17 protein-coding genes and 1 riboswitch are annotated in these 20492 nt (G+C 41.4%); of the genes, 13 read left to right on the top strand and 4 right to left on the bottom strand.

The annotated features are described in order from the left end of the window. The first annotated feature begins 159 nt into the window (after nt 1-159). A complete protein-coding gene (locus VRHSUH10_RS06780; RefSeq protein WP_105089935.1) occupies nt 160-2982 on the top strand; it encodes an FAD-binding and (Fe-S)-binding domain-containing protein in 2823 nt (940 codons plus the stop codon). Between the two features lie 190 nt (nt 2983-3172). After that, the gene (locus VRHSUH10_RS06775; protein WP_105089934.1) at nt 3173-3772 is read left to right on the top strand and encodes a tetratricopeptide repeat protein; all 600 of its coding nucleotides are present in this window, start codon (nt 3173-3175) and stop codon (nt 3770-3772) included. 432 nt (nt 3773-4204) lie between these two features. Here the strand turns inward: VRHSUH10_RS06775 and VRHSUH10_RS06765 are convergent, their stop codons facing one another. Both VRHSUH10_RS06765 and VRHSUH10_RS06760 read right to left on the bottom strand, forming a co-directional pair. Then, nucleotides 4205-4582: a type II toxin-antitoxin system HicB family antitoxin gene (locus tag VRHSUH10_RS06765; protein ID WP_005384984.1), complete on the bottom strand. Its 378-nt coding sequence runs from the start codon at nt 4580-4582 to the stop codon at nt 4205-4207. 9 nt (nt 4583-4591) lie between these two features. Next, nucleotides 4592-4768 carry a type II toxin-antitoxin system HicA family toxin gene (locus VRHSUH10_RS06760; protein WP_105089932.1) on the bottom strand — a complete coding sequence of 59 codons (177 nt, stop codon included), beginning with the start codon at nt 4766-4768 and terminating at the stop codon, nt 4592-4594. A 247-nt stretch (nt 4769-5015) separates the two neighbouring features. Between VRHSUH10_RS06760 and VRHSUH10_RS06755 the strand changes: the two genes are divergently transcribed. Next, a complete protein-coding gene (locus VRHSUH10_RS06755) occupies nt 5016-5918 on the top strand; it encodes a DUF3829 domain-containing protein (RefSeq protein ID WP_105089931.1) in 903 nt (300 codons plus the stop codon). A 177-nt stretch (nt 5919-6095) separates the two neighbouring features. Here the strand turns inward: VRHSUH10_RS06755 and rarD are convergent, their stop codons facing one another. After that, complete coding sequence (gene rarD, locus VRHSUH10_RS06750; RefSeq protein WP_105089930.1) at nt 6096-6992, bottom strand: EamA family transporter RarD; 897 nt, start codon at nt 6990-6992, stop codon at nt 6096-6098. A 269-nt stretch (nt 6993-7261) separates the two neighbouring features. After that, nucleotides 7262-7438, top strand: a riboswitch (cobalamin riboswitch). Nucleotides 7439-7730: 292 nt separating this feature from the next. On the opposite strand from rarD, the gene VRHSUH10_RS06745 reads away from it, so the two are divergent. The 8 genes from VRHSUH10_RS06745 (at nt 7731) to VRHSUH10_RS06710 (ending at nt 16878) form a co-directional block, all read left to right on the top strand. Continuing rightward, entirely contained in the window at nt 7731-9893 is a 2163-nt protein-coding gene (locus VRHSUH10_RS06745; RefSeq protein ID WP_105089929.1) for a methylmalonyl-CoA mutase family protein, read from the top strand. Nucleotides 9894-9897: 4 nt separating this feature from the next. Then, nucleotides 9898-12090 (top strand): methylmalonyl-CoA mutase, encoded by a 2193-nt coding sequence (gene scpA, locus VRHSUH10_RS06740; RefSeq protein ID WP_105089928.1) that lies wholly within the window; start codon nt 9898-9900, stop codon nt 12088-12090. Continuing rightward, entirely contained in the window at nt 12083-13336 is a 1254-nt protein-coding gene (meaB, locus tag VRHSUH10_RS06735; RefSeq protein WP_105089927.1) for a methylmalonyl Co-A mutase-associated GTPase MeaB, read from the top strand. The genes scpA and meaB overlap by 8 nt, the downstream gene beginning before the upstream one ends. Before the next feature lie 297 nt (nt 13337-13633). Continuing rightward, the gene (locus VRHSUH10_RS06730) at nt 13634-14524 is read left to right on the top strand and encodes a DUF3829 domain-containing protein (protein WP_105089926.1); all 891 of its coding nucleotides are present in this window, start codon (nt 13634-13636) and stop codon (nt 14522-14524) included. A 50-nt stretch (nt 14525-14574) separates the two neighbouring features. Beyond that, nucleotides 14575-14832, top strand: coding sequence for a hypothetical protein (locus VRHSUH10_RS06725; RefSeq protein WP_105089925.1), 258 nt, complete (start codon nt 14575-14577; stop codon nt 14830-14832). 201 nt (nt 14833-15033) lie between these two features. After that, entirely contained in the window at nt 15034-15639 is a 606-nt protein-coding gene (locus VRHSUH10_RS06720; RefSeq protein ID WP_105089924.1) for a MotA/TolQ/ExbB proton channel family protein, read from the top strand. Then, nucleotides 15636-16040 (top strand): biopolymer transporter ExbD, encoded by a 405-nt coding sequence (locus VRHSUH10_RS06715; RefSeq protein WP_005385002.1) that lies wholly within the window; start codon nt 15636-15638, stop codon nt 16038-16040. Before VRHSUH10_RS06720 ends, VRHSUH10_RS06715 begins: the two co-directional genes overlap by 4 nt. A gap of 4 nt (nt 16041-16044) precedes the next feature. After that, complete coding sequence (locus VRHSUH10_RS06710) at nt 16045-16878, top strand: hypothetical protein (protein ID WP_105089923.1); 834 nt, start codon at nt 16045-16047, stop codon at nt 16876-16878. Nucleotides 16879-17032: 154 nt separating this feature from the next. Here VRHSUH10_RS06710 and VRHSUH10_RS06705 read toward each other — a convergent pair whose 3' ends face one another. Continuing rightward, nucleotides 17033-17443 (bottom strand): CAAX protease, encoded by a 411-nt coding sequence (locus VRHSUH10_RS06705; protein WP_105089922.1) that lies wholly within the window; start codon nt 17441-17443, stop codon nt 17033-17035. Between the two features lie 232 nt (nt 17444-17675). Between VRHSUH10_RS06705 and purB the strand changes: the two genes are divergently transcribed. Together purB and VRHSUH10_RS06695 are read left to right on the top strand one after the other, a co-directional pair. Beyond that, nucleotides 17676-18971 (top strand): adenylosuccinate lyase, encoded by a 1296-nt coding sequence (gene purB / locus VRHSUH10_RS06700; RefSeq protein WP_105089921.1) that lies wholly within the window; start codon nt 17676-17678, stop codon nt 18969-18971. Nucleotides 18972-19091: 120 nt separating this feature from the next. After that, a complete protein-coding gene (locus tag VRHSUH10_RS06695; RefSeq protein ID WP_105089920.1) occupies nt 19092-20240 on the top strand; it encodes an MFS transporter in 1149 nt (382 codons plus the stop codon). Nucleotides 20241-20492 lie beyond the last annotated feature (252 nt).

Here is a 20492-nt window from a genome sequence, read left to right as displayed (position 1 = left end):
GCACTTTCAACTAAAGAAATAAAAACACAGTGCATATCGAGAATTGTTAGGAGACATATAATTTATGCATAATTATAGTAGTGAGAATGAGAACGGCGTATACTAAATATAAGACATTATTAAGATATATTCCTTAAGAGAGGATAGGAGGAAATATAAGTGAGTACGCTTACTAGAGATTATGAACGTTTTGCCAAGGAGGCAAAAGAGATTTGTAAAGATCGTGTATATACCGATCATTTACGTCGTTATGCATATGGCGTTGACGCGTCCTGTTATAGCTATTTACCAAAGGTTGTTGTAAAGGCTGAGGATGAACGTGAAGTAAGACGCCTTATTCGTTTGTGCCAACAATGTGGTACACCATTTACATTCCGTGCAGCTGGTTCTTCTTTGTCTGGTCAATGTTCCAGTGAAGACGTGCTTATCGTATGTAATGATGGCTTCAAAAAAATGGAAGTTATCGACGATGGCAAGGCTTTAAAATGCGAATGTGGTGTTATCGGTTCTGATGCGAATGATTTATTGAAACCCTATAACCGCAAAATCGGTCCAGATCCTGCTACACTTGCAACAGCATTAGTAGGCGGTATTTTGAACAATAACTCCTCTGGTATGTGCTGTGGTACGGCTCAAAACTCCTATAAAACAATCCGTTCCATCCGCGTTGTATTACTAGATGGTACTGTTCTCGATACATCCGACAAAAAATCTATTGAACAATTCCTTCGTGAGAAACCTCAAATGGTTGAAGATATCTTGCAATTGCGCAAAGAAATCTTGGCTGATGAAGAATTGACTCATTTGATTCATCACAAATATAAAATCAAAAATACTACAGGCTATGGCTTGAACTCCCTTGTTGATTTTGAAGATATTATCGACATCATCAATCACTTGTTCATCGGTTCTGAAGGTACATTGGGCTTCGTATCTGAAATCGTGTACAACACTGTTGAAGACGTACCTCATAAAGGTTGCGGTCTCATGTTCTTCAGTACGTTGAACGATGCATCTCTTGCGGTTGTAGCCTTGGCTAATATGGGCCGTGAAAAGGTTGTTGCTGCAGAAATGATGGACTATCAATCCTTAAAAGCAGTTCAAACCCTTGAAAATGTACCAGACTTCGTTCGTGAAGTACCAGAAGGTACAAGTGCAATCTTGTTCCAAACTGAAAGCTATTCCAAAGAAACTGTAGATGAAAACTTAGCTTTCATTAAAGAACAATTGAAAGATATCCCAACAGCTATCCCAAGTCTTTATTCTCAAGATCCTAAAGAATACGATTCCTGGTGGGCCATCCGTAAAGGTATCTTGCCTATCGTTGGTGGTCAACGTAGAAAAGGTACTACTGTTATTACCGAAGACGTTTGCTTCCAAATCGAAGACTTCACTAAAGGCATTGAAATGCTTACTGAATTATTCCACAAATACGATTTCGTTGATGGTGGTGTAATCTTCGGTCATGCTTTGTCTGGTAACGTTCACTTTAACATTACACCTGATTTCAGCGACCCTAAAGATACTAAAAACTTCGGCGATTTGGTAAAAGAAATGTCCGAACGCGTATCTGGTTTCGGTGGTTCTTTGAAAGCCGAACATGGTACAGGCCGCATGGTAGCACCATTTGTTGAAATGGAATGGGGCAAAAAAGCGTACGAAATTAACCGTCGCATCAAAGCTATCTTTGACCCTGAACGCATCTTGAACCCAGATGTTATGATCACTGATGATCCAGATGTGTACAAGAAAAACCTTAAAGCTCAATGCGTTATCGACGATGCTTTCACAATCTGTATGGAATGCGGTTTCTGTGAAAAACATTGTCCAAGCCGTAATTTAACATTGACTCCACGTCAACGTATCGCTTTGTTGCGCGAAACTAAACGCCTTGAAAACGAAGGCAATTTCACATTGGCATCTGAACTTAGAAAAGGCTATGAATACTTCGGCGTAGACACTTGTGCTGCATGCTCCATGTGTAAAGGCCTTTGCCCACTCAGCATCGATACTGCTCAAATCGCATTGTCCATGCGCCGCATCGACCCACCTGCACCTGAATTGGCTAAGAAAATCTACGATAACTTCTCCACAACACTTCAAATGTGTCGTGCTGGCGTAAGTCTTGAAGGCATTGCAGGTTCCATCATTACACAAAAAGCAATTTCTAAGATTACTGAAGGTTTGCATGGCGTAACAGGTGTTACACCATATGTTCCTAAAACAACTCCTAAAGCTAATCGCTACAAATTGAAAAACCGCATCAAACCAACTAACTTTGAAAAGGTTGTATACTTCAGTACATGTGCAAACCGCGCATTCAAACCTAACCAAGGTTATGACGATGATCGCAGCTTGCAACAAGTTGTTGAAAGCCTCTGCAACAAGGCTCATATCGATATTATCTATCCAAAACATATCGAAAACCTCTGCTGTGGCTTGAGCTTTGAAAACTACGATGACGTTCATGAACGTGCTGTTAAAGACTTGCACGATGCATTGATGAAAGCATCTCAAAATGGTAAATATCCAATCGTGATTGACCATAGTGCATGCTTCAACCATGCGTTCAAACACATGCCAGACTTAGAAATCAACGATATTTCTGAATTCTTGTGCAAATACGTAGTGCCTCATCTCGACATTGAAAAATGCGATGAACGCGTAATCGTACATAAACAATGTAAGATTAAATCTTTGGGTAAATCTCAATACATCGAAGACTTGGCTCGTCTATGTACAGACCATGTATTCAACATTAAATCCTTCGCATGCGACGGCTTTGCTGGTCAAAAAGGTTTCTTCACACCAGAACTTAACAAATCTGCCACAAAAGACCTTGCTGGTGAAATTGCTGAATACGGTGCAACACTAGGGGTAAGCTCCAGTTCCACATGTGAAATTGGCCTTGGTGAAAGCGGTGGCATCCCATTCGTAGGCGTTGCATTCCTATTAGATCGTTGCTCTAGAGCAAAAAAATAAGATTTATAACATTACCTACCATATAACGAAAAAGGACGAGTTGCGGCTCGTCCTTTTTTGTATATAGTTTTGGTATAATTGTAATGGTATTAAATAAATTATAAGTTACTACTACATATTGTCATCATATTAAATAATGAATATATACGACATAATGTGGTTGTATATATAGATAATATAGAGGTGTTGTATGAAATATATTCTATTATGTCTTTGTTTGCTTAGCCTATTAGGTTGTGGCACAGAGACTAAGACCCAGCAAGACACTAAACCTACAACAGCTAACGAACAAGCTAAAACAGAGCAAGATGCTCGTGTTATGGCAGCTAAGCAGGCTTTATCCTCTGGCGATTATGCTAAAGCTATTGAGGAAGCATCAGCTTCTATTAAGGATAATCCTAATAATGCTGAGGCGTACTCCATCCGTGGCTTCGCTACGGCGTTAAATGGTGATACAGCTAAGGGCTTAACAGATACTAAAAAATCATATGACCTAGATCCTAATAACGTAGCTAATTACTACAACATAGCCATGGTGTATAAACTACAAGGCCAGTTAAATGAGTCTAAACAATGGTTTGAAAAGGTATTAGAAAAGGACCCTAGTAACGCTTGGTCTGTGTACGGTATTGCTACCATTTATGCAGACCAAGGGGATGATACGAAGTCCCTTGATTGGCTTGAAAAAGCAATTAAAATTGATCCATCTGTGAAAGCCGTAGCTGCTGAACAAGACCATTTTGAACGCTTTCACAATAATGCGCGATTTAAAACATTAGTAGGATTATAGGCATGGATGTGAAACATATGATTCGCCTTATTATAAAGGCGATAGGATTTATATATTGGTTTGTTTTTCTATACCTTGGTGGTCTAATGGTCGTAGACTGGTCAGGGTTTATGTCCCAACATAATATAGAAACACCTCTATTCCTTACATACTTAGTATTTGTAGGATGTTTTGTAACACCGTATATTATGCTGTACTGGAAGAAGCTAAATCCTAATGTGAAGGTTCCATTTTTGGTGCGCCATCTCTCCGAATTTATGGCGCGATTAGAAGATCGCCATAGCATATGGTTTGATGTGCTATATGTACTAAAATTATTGCTCTATTTCGTAATAATTCTGTGGATGCTTTGTATCATATTACTCACCTTAGCAGTTATTGCGTGGACAATAGTCCTAATTTTGCTGAGCAATTGATGATGTAAATTTACATTCACATTGTTTTCTCTACTAATGCTTCTTGTAAAAGCTGAGAAAAATTAATTCCTTTAGCTAACGCTCGATCATTTAGCCAGGCAGGAATTGTTAAGGTTTTCTTTACGGATTTACTATTTTTAGCTAAATCAATATCTGTTTGTACTAATGTAGGATACGTTGTATCCGTACAAGGTAAGTTGCGAATAGATGTAGGTGTAGGTAAACTTTCCCCATCTTCTAAAGCTCCTAAAATATATAGTTCCATAGCCTCTTGCGCATTAGTTACGAGCTCTGTTAACGTTGAGCCAGTACTGCTGGTATATTCTAAGTCTGGAAATTCAGCCCAGAAACCATCAGCATCATCATGGATTATAGCAGGGTATATAAATTTCATAGGTCCTCCTCATTTTAGTCCCGTACGCTTTAAAATTGCATTTAATAAGCCGGCAGGTACATCTTTTCCGTGTACGGCAATCACTTCAACTTGATTATCCTTTTTCAAACGATGATGACTGCCGCGTTGCCGTACATCCTTCCAGCCGTTTTTGAGTAGCAGTTTTAGTAGATCTTTATCCTTCATATGCTCTCCTTTTATGATAACACGTGTATACGTATAAAACAATTGTTAGGAGTTATATATTCTTATTTATAGTCTAACTGTATATAAAGGAAAACAGGGGTGACCAATGGTCACCCCTGACTCTATTAGTCACTTGACAAACTAGATGTATGAGTTATGTGCATTAATTCTATTTATATAAATCATATTGGTATATAATTAAGGTATATAAATTGGGTTGTATATTGATGAAAGGAGAGAATTCATCATGAAACCATTGGGTAAACGGATTGCAATGGCTGTGTTGTGTGCGGCGACGTTGACATCCCCCTTATTGTTGAGCGGGTGTAGTATGTCTGAGCTATGGCAGGGCACTGAACAGAGTCGTAAGGAAATTGCGCAACGGTCTGAGCAGGATCAGGTACAGTTATTTAATCAATATGTGAAAGCCATAAGCCGATTTAATCGCATGGCTGTAATGTTTGATTATGCGAATAGACCAACTCTTAATGAGTTAAAAGCGGGGCAGCATTTAACTGTATTTAATGCACCGAACTTTAAACAGCTACAAAAAGAATTAGAAGAGGCTAAGCAAGCGGGGGTTCCTTATGATGAAATGAAGGAGCCTTTAGATAAGCTACTTTCAAAATTGAACGAAATTACACCGGTTGCGGAAGAACTTGATGCATATTATAAATCTAAAGGGTATACTACAGATAACTATGCTAAGGAGCAACAATTAGGTCCTAAATATGTTCAGTTATACGAACAATTTATTCCTATTTATGCTGACTTTGATAATTTGATGCATAAGATTAACACGGACCGATTGCAACAACGGTTACAACAATTGCGCGATGCAGGTAAGAAAAATGCAGCCGCTGCACAAGAGGTTTCTTTGCGACTTACTGCAGTCCTAGAAAAGCTAGATAGTGAAAAAGAACCAGATGTAAATGCTATCAATCAAGAGCTACAAGCCATTGGCGATTTAGCGAATGGTATTTCTAGCCCTAAGTATGACCCTGTTAAGACCTCTGTAAACTCTACGATTGGTGCCATTCGTACCTATATGGGATCCAAACAAGATAACGATTATAAACATATGGTTGAGGCCTATAACCGTTATATTTCCAATATGAATACCACCAATATGAATGAATTGGATCAATAGAGTTAATACGGTTTAAGACGGATACGTTATATATGAGTTAATATAAGTATGAGCATCATATAAGCGTAACTTAGTGTGGATATTATATAAGCATAAGTTAATGTAAGTATTATATAAAAAGCTGTATCGAATGAGGATATCATTTGATACAGCTTTTTTAGTTGATTATTATATTGCTTATTTTTTTAGGCTAATGCGCGTTGTAATTTGATTGGATAATGAGAACAACACTAAGGCTATCCAGATACAACCGAAGGCAATCATTTGCGGTGTGCCAAAGCTTTCACCAAAGTAGAAAATAGCTAGCAATAAAGCAATAGTTGGAGATACATATTGAAGGAAGCCTAGTAGGTTGAGCGGCAATAGTTGGGCCCCATAGGAGAATAGCACTAATGGAACCGATGTTGTTAGACCGCAGGCTATGAGTAGCATGGATGTATACCAATCTGTGCCAAAATAGGACCACACTGTATTATCGACCATAGTCGTATAGAATAAGGCTAGTGGTGTTAATAGCCAAGCCTCAAAGGCGATGCTCGTAAAGGGAGAGATGAGTAGTTTCTTTTTGACGACCCCATAGAGACCAAAGGAAACGGCGAGGATCATCGACACTAACGGCAAGGATCCCACTTGATAGGTGAGCAAGACGATGCCGATGGTAGCGATGAGGACGCTTAGTTTTTTCGGTATAGATAGAACCTCTTTAAATAGGATGACACCTAACACTACATTAAAGAGTGGGTTGATGTAATAGCCAAGGCTCGTGTCCATAACTTGGTTGTTGGCGATGGCCCAAATGTAGGTAAACCAATTTACGCTGATGATGACTGATGCTAGCAACAGTAGTAATAGTTGTGAGCGCTGTTCTTTTAGTAATTGAAAGTCCTTTTTGAACTGTTTAAAATGTAAGCCAAATACAACGATGGCCATGCAAATGCCTGACCAGATAATGCGCTGCGCCAGTATATTATATGGTGAAACATGGTTTAATAATGCCCAATAGAGAGGGAGTAAGCCCCAGATGATATAGCAACTAAGGGCTGTCATTAGACCTTTTTTACTTGTATGCTCCATAATGCCTCCTTGTGATTGTATTCATTATATCACGCATTGTGTTTGCATTTGTGCGTGGGCTTAGATTTTATGATGATTTGTACTCGATTTATAACTCGATTTGCAGACAATGAATACGTATATTTGATAGCGATGAATACGTGTATTTGAAAGTGATGAGTTTTTATCATTTTAAATATGCATTAGTTATAACCTAAAATTTGATACTTATGATTAACTGTTATGTTCATTGACTTTGTGCATAATCTTACACTATATTGGTCTTAGAACAACGAATATAGAGAATAGGTGTCGCAAGACTTAATAGAGAAATCGGTACAAGCCGATGCGGTCCCGCCACTGTAAGGACGAGCCTGCTTTCAAAAATGTCACTGGAGCAATCTGGGAAGGCGAAAGCAAGGCGATGAGCCCGAGCCAGGAGAACTGCCTATTTGATAATCACCGTTATGTACCTACGAGCGATAGGAAGGGGATTGAGGTATGCTGGTTTCAGTGTTTTTTGGCATACTTTTCAACAAGGAACCTTACGTGTCACTTTTGGGTGGCACGTTTTTTATTGCCCTTGAAAGTGACTGTTGAGCATATACATCAGGCTTTATTGTTAGTAAACTGATGGACACAGATTTGAGGTTGATGTGATCCATAGATAGGAAAGCTTTGGTGGTGTATAAGCATAACATTTGTAGGTACGGTGCGCTGTTTCTCGGTATGGTTTCGAGTTGAAAAGGAGGCACATATATGTCTGACAAAAAGACTTCAAAGGATGCTGAACGCGATCTATTAGCTCCTGTATCCTTTGATGAATTTGAGAAACCTACGTATGAACAATGGCAGGCAGAGGTTGAAAAGGCGTTAAAGGGTGGCGACTTCCATAAGAAGATGTTCACGAAAACCTATGAAGGTATTACGTTGCAGCCGATTTACACACCTGCATTGCATGCAGAAGCAATTCCTAAGGGCGTATACCCTGGGGCAGGTGAGTTCCTACGTGGCACTAAGGCAAGTGGTTATATTAAAGACTCTTGGGGTGTATCCCAATATGTAGATGACTCTTTGCCTAAAGATGCTAATCATGCAAGTTTATACGAGATTGTAAAGGGTGGCACTATTCACAACATCCGCCTAGATGAAGCAACACGTCATGATCAAGACGTGCAAGTAGGCGCATCTGTTGGCGTTGGTGGTACATCTGTATCCACCATGGATGACTGCAAACAATTGATTGACCGCTTCAATTTGAAGGAAAATCCTTTGTACATTGAAACTGGTGCTTCTGCAGCCATCTTGCTTGGCATGTTAGCGGCTACAGTGAAAGGCGCTAAAAAACAAACGTCTGACTTGAAAGGTCTCGTTGGTGCCGATCCTATCGGCGTTTTGGCGAAAGATGGTGCTTTGCACATTTCCTTAGATACAGCCTTTGATGAAATGGCACATACTGTTGTATGGGCTAAAGAGCAAGCTCCAGAGCTTAAAACAGTGCTTGTATCCGGCGATGTATACGCTAATGGCGGCGCTAACGATGTGCAAGAGGTTGCCTATGCATTGGCAACGGCTGTATGCTACGTGCGTCAATTAGCACAACGCAATATCGATATTCACACCATCGCGAAGAGCATGATGTTCACATTCTCCTTAGGTGCTAACTTCTTTATGGAAATTGCTAAATTACGTGCCTTGCGCGTACTTTGGGCTCGCATTATGGAAGCATTCGGGGCCGAAGAAGCGGACCGTGCCGTTCATGTACACGGCAGAACATCTGCTTTCACAAAAACAGTATACGACCCATATGTAAACTTGTTGCGCAATACGACACAAGCATTCTCTGGCGTTGTAGGCGGTTTGAACAGCCTTGAAGTATCTCCATTTGACCAACCAATTCGCAAAGCGGACGATTTCTCTCGCCGTATTGCTCGTAACATCCAAGTTATGTTGCAAACTGAATTCGAGTTGCGTCAACCTGTGGACCCTGTAGGCGGTTCCTGGTACGTGGAAACATTGGCGGCTGAACTATGTGAAAAAATTTGGACTGAGTTCCAAACCATCGAGTCTAAAGGTGGCATTATTGCAGCGTTGAAAGAAGGCTACCCTCAAGCTCAAGTGAAAGCCATCCTCGAAGAACGCTTCAAGAACCTTGCATTCCGTAAGGACGTCGCAGTTGGCAACAACATGTATGCAAACATGACGGAAGAATTGCTTGATCCTAAACCAGAAAATCAAGAAACATTGCGTCAAAAACGAGCTGCTCAAATCGATGAGTACTTGGCAGGTGCAGAGGCTGATGCGGTTGTGAAAGCACAGGCTACTCTAGAAGCAAGTACAACAGAACCAGGTGCATTGATAGGCCTTATCGAGCTTGGAGCATTACAAAAATTGACAATCCGTCAAATCCGTAAGGCTTTAGATGCCGGCGATATTGCTTCTGAAACAATCGAACCAATTACAGCACATCGCTGGACTGAACAATTCGAGGCACTTCGCATGCGCACGGAAGCGTATAAACAACGTACGAAAGATAATGTGAAGGTATTCTTGGCTAATATGGGCCCAATCCCTCAACATAAACCTCGTGCGGACTTCTCCACAGGCTTCTTCGAAGTAGGTGCTTTTGAAGTTATTAAAAACGATGGTCATGAAACAACGGCTGATGCGGCGAAGGCTGCTCGTGAAAGTGGTGCCGATGTTGTCGTTATCTGTTCCACAGATGATACATATCCAGAATTAGTACCACCACTCGCTAAAGAGTTGAAAGAAACTATGCCGAATGTAACAGTTATTTTGGCAGGGGCGCCTCCTAAGGACCTTGAGCCTGTATACCGTGAAGCTGGCGTAGACGACTTCATTTCCGTTCGTGCAAATTGCTACGAAATCTTACATACGTTACAAGATAAGAAAGGGATGTGAGCTCATGTTTAAAAATCCAGACTTCTCCTCTCTTGGCTTGGGATCTCAGTCGCCGACATCTCGCGATGCATGGCTTGCTGAACTTCAAAAAGAAACAGGAAAAAGCTTTGAAGATTTATATAATACGACAATGGAGCAAATCCAACTAAAACCTCTCTACACAGAGATGGATTATGAAGGAATGACACACCTTGACTACATGGCTGGTGTACCTCCATTCTTGCGTGGACCTTATTCCACAATGTACGTAACTCGTCCTTGGACAGTACGTCAGTACGCTGGTTTCTCCACAGCCGAAGAATCAAATGCATTCTACCGTCGTAACTTGGCAGCGGGCCAAAAAGGTTTGTCTATCGCCTTTGACCTTGCTACACACCGTGGTTATGACTCCGATCATCCTCGCGTAGTGGGTGACGTTGGTAAAGCCGGCGTTGCGGTAGACTCCATCCTCGATATGGAAATTCTGTTCTCCGGTATTCCTCTCGACCAAATGTCCGTATCCATGACAATGAACGGCGCCGTATTGCCTGTCATGGCGTTCTACATCCTAGCTGGTGAAGAACAAGGTGTTGATAAAAAGGTTATGGCTGGTACGATCCAAAATGATATCTTGAAAGAATTCATGGTACGTAATACCTATATTTACCCTCCAGCTACGTCCATGCGCATCATCGGTGATATCTTTGCGTACACATCTCAGTACATGCCTAAGTTCAACAGTATCTCCATTTCTGGCTACCATATGCAAGAAGCAGGCGCTACGGCAGATATCGAATTAGGTTACACATTGGCCGATGGTCTTGAATACATCCGTACCGGTGTAAATGCAGGCCTTCACGTAGATAAATTCGCTCCACGTTTGTCCTTCTTCTGGGCAATCGGTAAAAACTACTTCATGGAAGTAGCGAAAATGCGTGCAGCTCGTATGTTGTGGGCTAAGATTATTAAGAGCTTCGGTTCTGAAAATCCTAAATCCATGGCTCTTCGTACACATAGCCAAACATCTGGTTGGTCCTTGACAGAACAAGATCCATTCAACAACGTAGCTCGTACATGTATGGAAGCGATGGGTGCTGCATTGGGCCATACCCAATCTCTACATACCAATGCGCTTGATGAAGCCATTGCGTTGCCTACGGACTTCTCTGCTCGTATTGCCCGTAATACTCAGCTTTACATTCAAGATGAAACTAAGGTATGTAAAGTTATCGACCCATGGGGCGGTTCCTACTACGTAGAAGCCTTGACTGATGAATTGATTCGCCGTGCTTGGGGTCATATCCAAGAAATCGAATCCCTTGGCGGTATGGCGAAAGCGATTGATACAGGTCTTCCTAAGATGCGTATCGAAGAAGCGGCAGCTCGTCGCCAAGCTCGTATCGACTCTGGCCGTGAAGCAATCATTGGTATCAATAAATATCGTCTAGATAAAGAAGATCCATTGGATATCCTCGACGTAGATAACACGGCTGTACGAGAAGCGCAAATCCGTCGTCTCGAACAATTGCGTGCTAACCGTGATGAAGATAAGGTTCAATCCTGTCTCGAAGCGATTACCAATGCTACAGAATCTGGGGAAGGCAACTTGCTTGCTCTTGCACTTGAAGCTGCTCGTGCTCGTGCATCCTTGGGTGAAATTTCCTTTGCTGTTGAAAAAGTTTGTGGCCGTCATAAAGCGGTTATTCGCTCTATTTCCGGTGTATACTCCAGCGAATACGAAGATGACGATGTTATCAAAGAAGTACGTCAAATGGCAGATGACTTCGAAGAACTCGAAGGTCGTCGCCCTCGTATCATGATTGCGAAGATGGGCCAAGATGGTCATGACCGCGGTGCCAAAGTTATCGCTACATCCTTCGCGGATATGGGCTTTGACGTGGATATCGGACCTTTGTTCCAAACTCCAGAAGAAACAGCGCAAGATGCGGTGGATAATGACGTTCACATCGTCGGGTTCAGTTCCCTTGCAGCAGGTCACAAAACATTGTTACCTCAACTTGTGGAAGAACTCAAAAAACGCGGTCGTGGAGATATATTGGTTGCCATTGGTGGCGTAATCCCTGCTCAGGACTATGAATTCCTACGCGAACATGGCGCAGTGGCTATCTTTGGCCCTGGTACAGTCTTGCCAGTAGCGGCTAAGAAATTACTAGAAACATTGACCAGCCACGTTCAAGAAGAAGAGTCTGATGACTGATAATAAACGGACTACTCCGGACGCATTGCATACGACTCAGGATGCCACCTTCACCACTGGTGAAGGTAAGGCTCCTGAATTAGGTGTAAAAAATGCAAATGCCGAGGGTAGCACCTACCGTCCCGATTGGGTGCCGGAAGATGCGAAAAAGGATGATACCTTCGCGTGTCATGTAATGAAAGGCGTCAAGGAAATGCACGATGGCCTCTTATCTAGCTCCGCGCATCTGGCTCCGTCGGTACGTCCCGTACAGCGGCGAAAGAAGTTAACTGTCGCTGATTATGTACGCGGTATCGAGCAGGGGGACCGCGTTATACTTTCACGGGCTATTACGTTAGTAGAAAGTAATAATAAGGAACACTTTAAATTAGCTCAACAAGTATTGCAAGCTATATTGCCTCGCACGGGCAAGGCGTTGCGCATCGGTATTACTGGTGTGCCTGGGGCTGGTAAAAGTACATTTATTGAAGCCTTTGGCAATATGCTCATTGAAGCAGGTTACAAGGTAGCCGTACTTGCTGTAGACCCTACGAGCCAAGTCACAAAGGGCAGTATTTTGGGCGATAAGACGCGGATGGAAACATTGACGAAACATCCTGACGCGTATATCCGTCCATCGCCGGCAGGTGGTACACTAGGCGGTGTAGCTCGTAAAAGTAGAGAGACCATGCTACTTTGCGAGGCTGCTGGATACGATATCATTCTCGTTGAAACCGTTGGGGTTGGGCAAAGTGAAGTTACCGTGCGTTCCATGGTAGATTTCTTTATGCTCATCGTATTAACAGGTGCAGGCGATGAATTACAAGGCATCAAAAAAGGCGTTATGGAGCTGGCCGATGCTATTGTGGTCAACAAGGCTGATGGGGATAACCTCAAGCGCGCTCTCATCGCTCGTAGCGATTACGATCGGATGTTGCATTACATTCGTCCTGCTACGGAAAAATGGAAAACCCAAGCCTACACTTGCTCAGCCGTTACAAAGGATGGCCTCGATGAATTGTGGGATGTAATCCAAGAATTTACTGAACAAGGCAAAGAAAATGGGGTCTTCTTAAAACGCCGTCAAGAACAATCCCTCCGTTGGGTACGCGATATGATTGACGAACACTTGCACAACCTATTCTTTAATAATGTCGTCATTCAAGGTCGTATGGGCGAAGTGGAAGCAGCCGTCTTAGATGGTGAAATGAGCGAATCTCAAGCCGTTGAAGAATTAATTGGCGTTTTCGATAAGTCCATTAAATAAGTAGATAGCTACATACCTATTTGATAAGCTGGCATAACTTATCTATTAAGACACTCCGATTAGCTATCATACTGATTTAGACATATAAGATGTATCCAGAAAAGGCATAGTATAAACATTACTATTGGGTTTACCCCAATGGAGATGTATACTATGCCTTTTTATGTGCTTGTGAAAGCATATTCATGAAACAAATTTCATAAAAAATACGGTTGATACTTTCATAAATAACATATATGATATATAATTTAATCATAAACTGTTACTTGTGTGTGTGATTAAAAAGAGAGGTTCATTATGAAACCACTAGTAAAGAAAATGTTAACAGCCGTATTGTGTGCATCTACTCTAACAGCTCCATTATTTTTGAGTGGTTGTAGTTTTTCTAAGATTGCCAATGGGGTGCAGCAAGGCGCTCAAAAGGCATCGCAAAAAGACATTCAAGTCTTTAATCAGTATATTGAAGCAGTTGGTAATTTTAACAGTGGTACCGTACGCTTTGGATATGCTATTAATCCTTCCATTCAAAAACTAAGAGAGGGTCAACATTTATCAAGCTTTATGGCACCAAAGTTTGATAGCTTACAACAAAAATTACAAGCCGCTAAAGATGCTGGCGTGCCATATGATGATATGAAGGAACCTCTTGATAACGTATTAGCCGTATTAAAGGACATTGTACCAGTAGCAAATGAATTGGATACGTACTACCAAACTAATTCATATCAAGCAGATAATTATGCTAAGGAACAACAATTAGGACCTAAATACGTTCAACTATATGATCAATTCTATGCAGCATATAATCAGTTAGACGCAGTAATTCACAAACATAATACGGAAAATCAACAAGAACAGTTGAAAGAACTTAAAGATTCCGGTAAGAAAAATGCAGCTGCTGCTCAAGAAGTTCATTTACGTTTAACTGCATTATTGGATAGCTTTGAAGAAGGCAAGCAAATCGATGTAAATGCGGCGAACCAAGAGTTGCAAGGAATCATGGATGTATCCAGTAGCATTACTAGTCCGGACTATAACTCTGCTAAAAATCATTTGAATACAACTATTGGTAGAATTCGTACATTCTTAGGTGACCAAACAGCTGATCATTACAATGATATGATTGAATCCTACAATAGCTTTATTGGCAGTGTAAATCGCTTGGATATGAATAAACTTGATAAATAATATCTAATCGTATATACCATGTTATGTAATGTTAGGAGAGGAACATTTAAATGAGCAAGAAAATGTTATTACCCGTTGGTGTAGTTGTTCTAATTATAGGTATTGTTATCCTATTATTAAATCCAGATCCAGCTACAACAAATTTGGAAATTGCAAGAAACGCTACTAATGCACGAGACGCAGCGAAAGCGATTTCTTCTAATAATCAAACCTATGCATGGATGTATTCCCTCGGTATGTTCTTTACTGGTTTTGGCGTGTCCTTAACAATCGGTGGCATACTTGTGAAATTCCTAAAAAAAGATTAATAGAATGTAAGAGATTACAAGCCTCCTAGGTTAAATTAAATCGGGATTATAGCTAAATTAAGATTACATTAAAGGCTATACTAATAGGTATATCACTATTAGTATAGCCTTTTTTTGTCTCATAATTATTTTTAGATGCCTTAAAACATGATATAATTAAATTTAATGGGGCCTAGAGGGTAACGGCTTTTGGAGGTTAGTATGAGTAGCATAGCGCATTTATTTGTGGCTGGTGGATTTGTAATGTATCCGCTAGTAATTTTTTTGCTCTTTGCGTTGATGATTGGCATTGAGCGTATCGTTTTATATCGCAAGTTTACGAAGGACTTGCGTCGCTTTAATAAGGTGTTAGAGAAGAATCAATCTTGGGTCATGTTACCAAGTGTTCTGGAACGCGACACAGAGGAGCTTGGCTCTTTATTTGCTCGGGCTATGCGCAGTGCAAAGAACTATAATGGTTTAGAAAACCGTTTACAAGACGTAGTATCTTACGCCGATGAGCGTTTAAAACGCGGCCTTAGCTGGCTCAGCATGATCGTAACGATGGCACCGTTGTTAGGGCTGTTGGGTACCGTGCTTGGCATGATTCGTGCTTTTGCTGTCGTAGGTGGCGATATTGGTGCGCCTACCATCATTACAGGCGGTGTATCCGAAGCCTTGGTAGCAACGGCGACAGGCTTGACGGTAGCCATTATTGCACTAGGCTTTCACAGTTACTGTGCGGCAAAGGTCAACGATTCTATTACTACATTAGAGCATGAGTGTGGTAATATCCTCGATGCGTACAACGAGGAACATGATATATGAGACGACGCACATTAGGGGTTAAAAAAGAACCGACAATCATGATTATCCCTATGATCGATATCGTATTCTTCTTATTGGTATTTTTCATGGTGGGTACGCTGTACATGAATACAGAGCAGCAAATTCCTCTAAATTTGCCATCTGCATCTACATCTACGGCAAAATCTATCGAGCCTATTACGATTACCTTAACTACAACGCATACGTTATATATTGATAATCAGGAAATTTCTTCGGAACGCTTGGCGGAAGAGGTGCGGTCTATCGTTAAACAAGCACCGCGACAAGCCTTTGTTATCCGTGCATCTAAGGATGTATACTACAGCGAGGTTATCGCTCTGTTAGATATGCTCAAGGTTAATGGCGCTAAATATATTAGTGTCGCAACGGAACGGAAGTGATTCTATGTTTGAATCGCATTATTTGAAACCGTTCATCGTGTCCTTAGGCATTACGACGATACTCGTATCTGGAATGGGCCTTTCCTTGCGAGGCATGGCGGGCACTGGGGCAGCTCATGATGCGGCTGAAATTAGCTTTGATTTGCCTGATGATGGTGAAAGCAGTACAGAGGTAACCGAACCAACGCCACAACCGGAGGAGAAGGTAGCACCTGCAGAGGCTGTGCCAGAACGTACAGAACCAAAGCCTAAATCTCAGTCACAACCTATGGTGGAGTCCGTGACGCCTGATGAAAGTGAACGAACTAAAACATTAGATACAAATGCTAGTACACAAGAGCAGCGACGAGAATGGGCTATACCTAAGGCCATCGAATCTGAAGCGGCTGGCGTAGAGCAAGCGGTTGTAATGCATGATAAACAATCAAAACCGAAAGAGGCACCTATGGGGAAGGATGTTACATCTGACCCTAATGCCAATGGTGATGGTCGTACGGAATCAGCTGACTTATCATTCCTATCAGATCTTGCATGGAGCTTGTTAACGCCTGGTCAGCAAGAGCTCTTAAGACAACCGGCTATCAATCCAAGCGCCTATCTTCGTCGTGTCCAAGAACAAGGGGCGAGATCTTCCGTAACGGGTACTGTTACGGTGAAGGTGAACTTTGGCGAAGATGGACATGTCATCGTTGCTCAGAATACACCGCGCATCGTGGTGGATGGTGTACCGCCTGATGTAATGGAAGAGGCGTTGCGCATTGTTAAAACCAGTGGCAGCATCGTCAACAACTCTGGACGTATACAAACCTTAACAATCCCTGTCGTTATGGGACAATAAAGAGGCATATCACATACTATGTATGTAAGATATGCCTCTTTTACTTTTGTAGTATTAATTATTTTACTTTTGCAGTATTAGTTATTTGTAGCGTGTTATTTATACTCTCCACAATATTATGGAAATATAATTCATACGGAAAAACTGTATCCTATTAATCTTGGTTTGTAAGCATTGTTTTGGTAGAGTTGAATACTGCAAGGTATACGATAGCACCACCGATAAATAATGTAACTTGCATAGGTGCGCTAAATTGATCGACACGCCATAACGCAAAGGCGTAGAAGAACATTGTTACTAGCATGATGAGGAATGCGATGATAACGCGTACATTGGTATTAACCGCTAAGGATGTAGTAATGCGAGATTTATTGAGTATCACGTAAATTAAGGATACGATAATATCTGCTGTAAAGATGGAGAATACATAATTGAGATCAAGCTCTCCAAATAGAACTACAGCCAAGCCGATGAAGCTGAGTCCAAAGAATAGGCGCAATAGCATGCCTATAGTATTCGATTCATTGCGCTGTGCACGACGCTCTTTGCGATTTAAATTTGCCATGAAAGCCTCCCCATAATGATATACAAGTCTATGTATATGTCAGATAATTCTAGTATATCATTTTATTAGCACGAATACATAGAGACGGAGTTAACTTCAACAAATACGAACGATTAGTAAATTTAATATAATTATCATTCGGAAAATTTAGGTCCATTCATTGAATGGAGCTTTCACATATGGTACAATTATTGTATAAGAAATCTAGCTTTTATCATGCAAAGGAGACATCATGATACCACGTTATACACGAGAAGAAATGGGCCATATTTGGAGCGAACGCAACGAGTTCGACACAATGTTATTGGTAGAAACATTGGCATCCGAGGCACAAGCTGAGTTGGGCGTTATCCCTAAAGAAGCGGCTAAAGCCATTCGTGAAAAGGGCAATTTCGACGTTGAACGCATTCATGAAATCGAAAAGGAAACAAACCACGATATCATTTCCTTCGTAACAGCAGTGGGCGAATACGTAGGTCCTGAAGCGGCTAAATATATTCACCTTGGCCTTACATCTACTGACGTTAAAGATACAGCGCTTGGTTACATGATGAAACAAGCATGCGACATCTTGATTGAAGATTTGAAACGCTTGTACGACGTATTGCGTCGTCGCGCAGCTGAGTTCAAATACACACCTATGATCGGCCGTACACATGGTATTCACGGCGAACCAACTACATTTGGCTTGAAATTAGCATTGTGGATGGCTGAAGTAGAACGCGATATCGAACGCATGGAACATGCTCGTAAAAGCGTTGCTGTAGGTAAATTGTCCGGTGCTGTTGGTACATACTCCAACATCGATCCATTCGTAGAGCAATACGTATGCGAAAAATTAGGTCTTGAACCTGTTAAAATCGCTACTCAAGTCGTACAACGTGACCGTCATGCTGAATTGTTGTCCACTATTGCTGTTGTAGGCGGCACATTGGATAAAATCGCTTTGGAAATCCGTCACTTGCAACGTACTGAAGTGCGCGAAGCAGAAGAATACTTCAGCCCTAAACAAAAGGGTTCCTCCGCGATGCCTCATAAACGCAATCCTATTACATGTGAAAGAATTTGCGGTATGGCTCGCTTGCTTCGTGGCTACGCTCAATCTGCTTACGAAGACCAAGCTTTGTGGCATGAACGCGATATTTCCCACAGCTCTGTAGAACGCGTAATCTTGCCAGATGCAACAATTGCATTGAATTACATGCTTCACCTTACAATCCGCACTATCGATAAATTGTTGGTATATCCTGAAACAATGCTTAAAAACCTCAACCTTACAGGCGGCCTTGTATTCAGCCAAACAATTTTGACTCACCTTGTAGATAAAGGTGCAGTACGTGATGAAGCATACCGTTGGGTTCAAAAATACGCTATGGAACGCTGGCTTGAAGGCAAAGATTTCGCTACAGGTCTTAAATCTGATGAAAACATCAAGAAATACATGACTGCTGAAGAAATCGATGCATGCTTCGATCCACATAAATTGTTAAAACATGTTGATACAATCATGGCTCGCTTTGGCCTATAATTGTAGGGTACTTCCCATATAACATATGAAAGACTAGGGTAGGTATAGACCAACAAGCCTATGGCACATGCATTAGGTGTTGGCTATATCTACCTGTTTTTATTTATTTTAGGAGGTTATATGAAACGTATCATACGAAAGTACGGACCGCCTATTTTTCATTGTATTAATGACTTTGGACAAGGTTCGCTAGCGGCGCTCATACCGTTCTTTATCGCTAATTTTGGCCTTAATTATTATCAATCGGCATCCATTATTTTCTGTAACACCGTAGTGGCTTCCGTGGCGCAGCCTATCTTGGGCTATGTGGCGGATCGGTGGCGCGTGCCGTGGTTCATTCCTGTAGGTTTTACCGTAACATTAGTCTCTATCAGCGCCATTGCATTGGCGACGAGCTATGAAATGATATTGGCTCTATCGCTCATTGCAGGGATTGGGGCCGCACTGTTCCATCCTGAGGCGGCTCTTCTCGTGAACCGCACGCAATCCAATGAACTTGGTAATGCCATGGGACGCTTTGCGGTAGGTGGCAGCGCTGGTTTTGCACTGGGTCCACTCCTTGCTGGTGGTGTGTACGTCTTTGGTGGTCAATTCCTTTGGTTGTTCACAGTGATTGCATTGATTGGCGTGTTGCTGTATGTGTATGCATTTACTGGCTCTACAGATACCGATGCTATTGGTGAAAGTAAAAGCTCTGCTAAATCTACTAATAGTGGCACTAACGATTGGGTTAGCTTTGGCAAATTATTCTTTGTCATTGCTTCTCGATCTATACTATTCTCTGTATTATCCATCTTTATCCCTATTTTATACATTACTGTTATTAACGGAGAAGCCAGTGCATCGAGTTTAGCTTTAACCATGTACTTTGCAATGGGCGCTGTTCTTACCTATATGGGCGGGGCGTTGTCAGATAAATTAGGCTTCCTTAAAACAGTTCGCTTAGGCAATCTTATCTTCTTGCCATCTGTTTTAGTCTTTATCTTTGTGCCTAATATATGGGGCTTTTTCGGCGCCATGATCCCAATGGCCTTTGGTGTATTCTCACAATACGGTCCAATTACGGTACTAGGTCAAAAATACCTTGCTAAAAATGCAGGCTTTGCCTCAGGTATTACACTAGGTCTTGGCATTACCTTAGGTGGCCTTGTAGCACCATATGTAGGCCATATAGCCGACATCTATGACGTACAAACCGCATTGATGACACTGATACCTGTCGGTTTAATGGGGCTCTTAATGAGCTTCTGGTTAAAAGAGCCTAAATAGCACTTGATTGACAGGCAGACATTGATAATATAGTTGTATTAAATTACTAAAATAGAATACTTTGACTAGTTAAAATGTCAATACATGGGAGGTGACCAATGGTCACCTCCCATTTGTTTACTTTAAAGGCATAGATACTTATATTGGATATAGTAAGACTTTAAATTACTATATCTCTGTATCTTTACTGAATATATGTTTTAACATATAATTTAAGTAAAGATTTCTTCTAGTACTAGGAGGAATATGATG

The sequence above is a fragment of the Veillonella sp. T11011-6 genome (genome assembly GCF_002959755.1).
Classification (GTDB): Bacteria; Bacillota; Negativicutes; order Veillonellales; family Veillonellaceae; genus Veillonella.
The sequence above is the reverse complement of the archived record's forward strand: the minus strand, read 5'-3'. Positions and strand labels throughout refer to the sequence as shown.

Coding starts and splice junctions, on each gene's coding strand:
- scpA (WP_105089928.1), top strand. CDS start 9,898: ATGTTTAAAAATCCAGACTTCTCCTCTCTTGGCTTGGGATCTCAGTCG.
- VRHSUH10_RS06755 (WP_105089931.1), top strand. CDS start 5,016: ATGAAACCATTGGGTAAACGGATTGCAATGGCTGTGTTGTGTGCGGCG.
- VRHSUH10_RS06715 (WP_005385002.1), top strand. CDS start 15,636: ATGAGACGACGCACATTAGGGGTTAAAAAAGAACCGACAATCATGATT.
- VRHSUH10_RS06710 (WP_105089923.1), top strand. CDS start 16,045: ATGTTTGAATCGCATTATTTGAAACCGTTCATCGTGTCCTTAGGCATT.
- VRHSUH10_RS06730 (WP_105089926.1), top strand. CDS start 13,634: ATGAAACCACTAGTAAAGAAAATGTTAACAGCCGTATTGTGTGCATCT.
- VRHSUH10_RS06705 (WP_105089922.1), bottom strand. CDS start 17,443: ATGGCAAATTTAAATCGCAAAGAGCGTCGTGCACAGCGCAATGAATCG.
- VRHSUH10_RS06725 (WP_105089925.1), top strand. CDS start 14,575: ATGAGCAAGAAAATGTTATTACCCGTTGGTGTAGTTGTTCTAATTATA.
- VRHSUH10_RS06760 (WP_105089932.1), bottom strand. CDS start 4,768: ATGAAGGATAAAGATCTACTAAAACTGCTACTCAAAAACGGCTGGAAG.
- rarD (WP_105089930.1), bottom strand. CDS start 6,992: ATGGAGCATACAAGTAAAAAAGGTCTAATGACAGCCCTTAGTTGCTAT.
- VRHSUH10_RS06765 (WP_005384984.1), bottom strand. CDS start 4,582: ATGAAATTTATATACCCTGCTATAATCCATGATGATGCTGATGGTTTC.
- VRHSUH10_RS06720 (WP_105089924.1), top strand. CDS start 15,034: ATGAGTAGCATAGCGCATTTATTTGTGGCTGGTGGATTTGTAATGTAT.
- VRHSUH10_RS06775 (WP_105089934.1), top strand. CDS start 3,173: ATGAAATATATTCTATTATGTCTTTGTTTGCTTAGCCTATTAGGTTGT.
- VRHSUH10_RS06745 (WP_105089929.1), top strand. CDS start 7,731: ATGTCTGACAAAAAGACTTCAAAGGATGCTGAACGCGATCTATTAGCT.
- VRHSUH10_RS06695 (WP_105089920.1), top strand. CDS start 19,092: ATGAAACGTATCATACGAAAGTACGGACCGCCTATTTTTCATTGTATT.
- meaB (WP_105089927.1), top strand. CDS start 12,083: ATGACTGATAATAAACGGACTACTCCGGACGCATTGCATACGACTCAG.
- purB (WP_105089921.1), top strand. CDS start 17,676: ATGATACCACGTTATACACGAGAAGAAATGGGCCATATTTGGAGCGAA.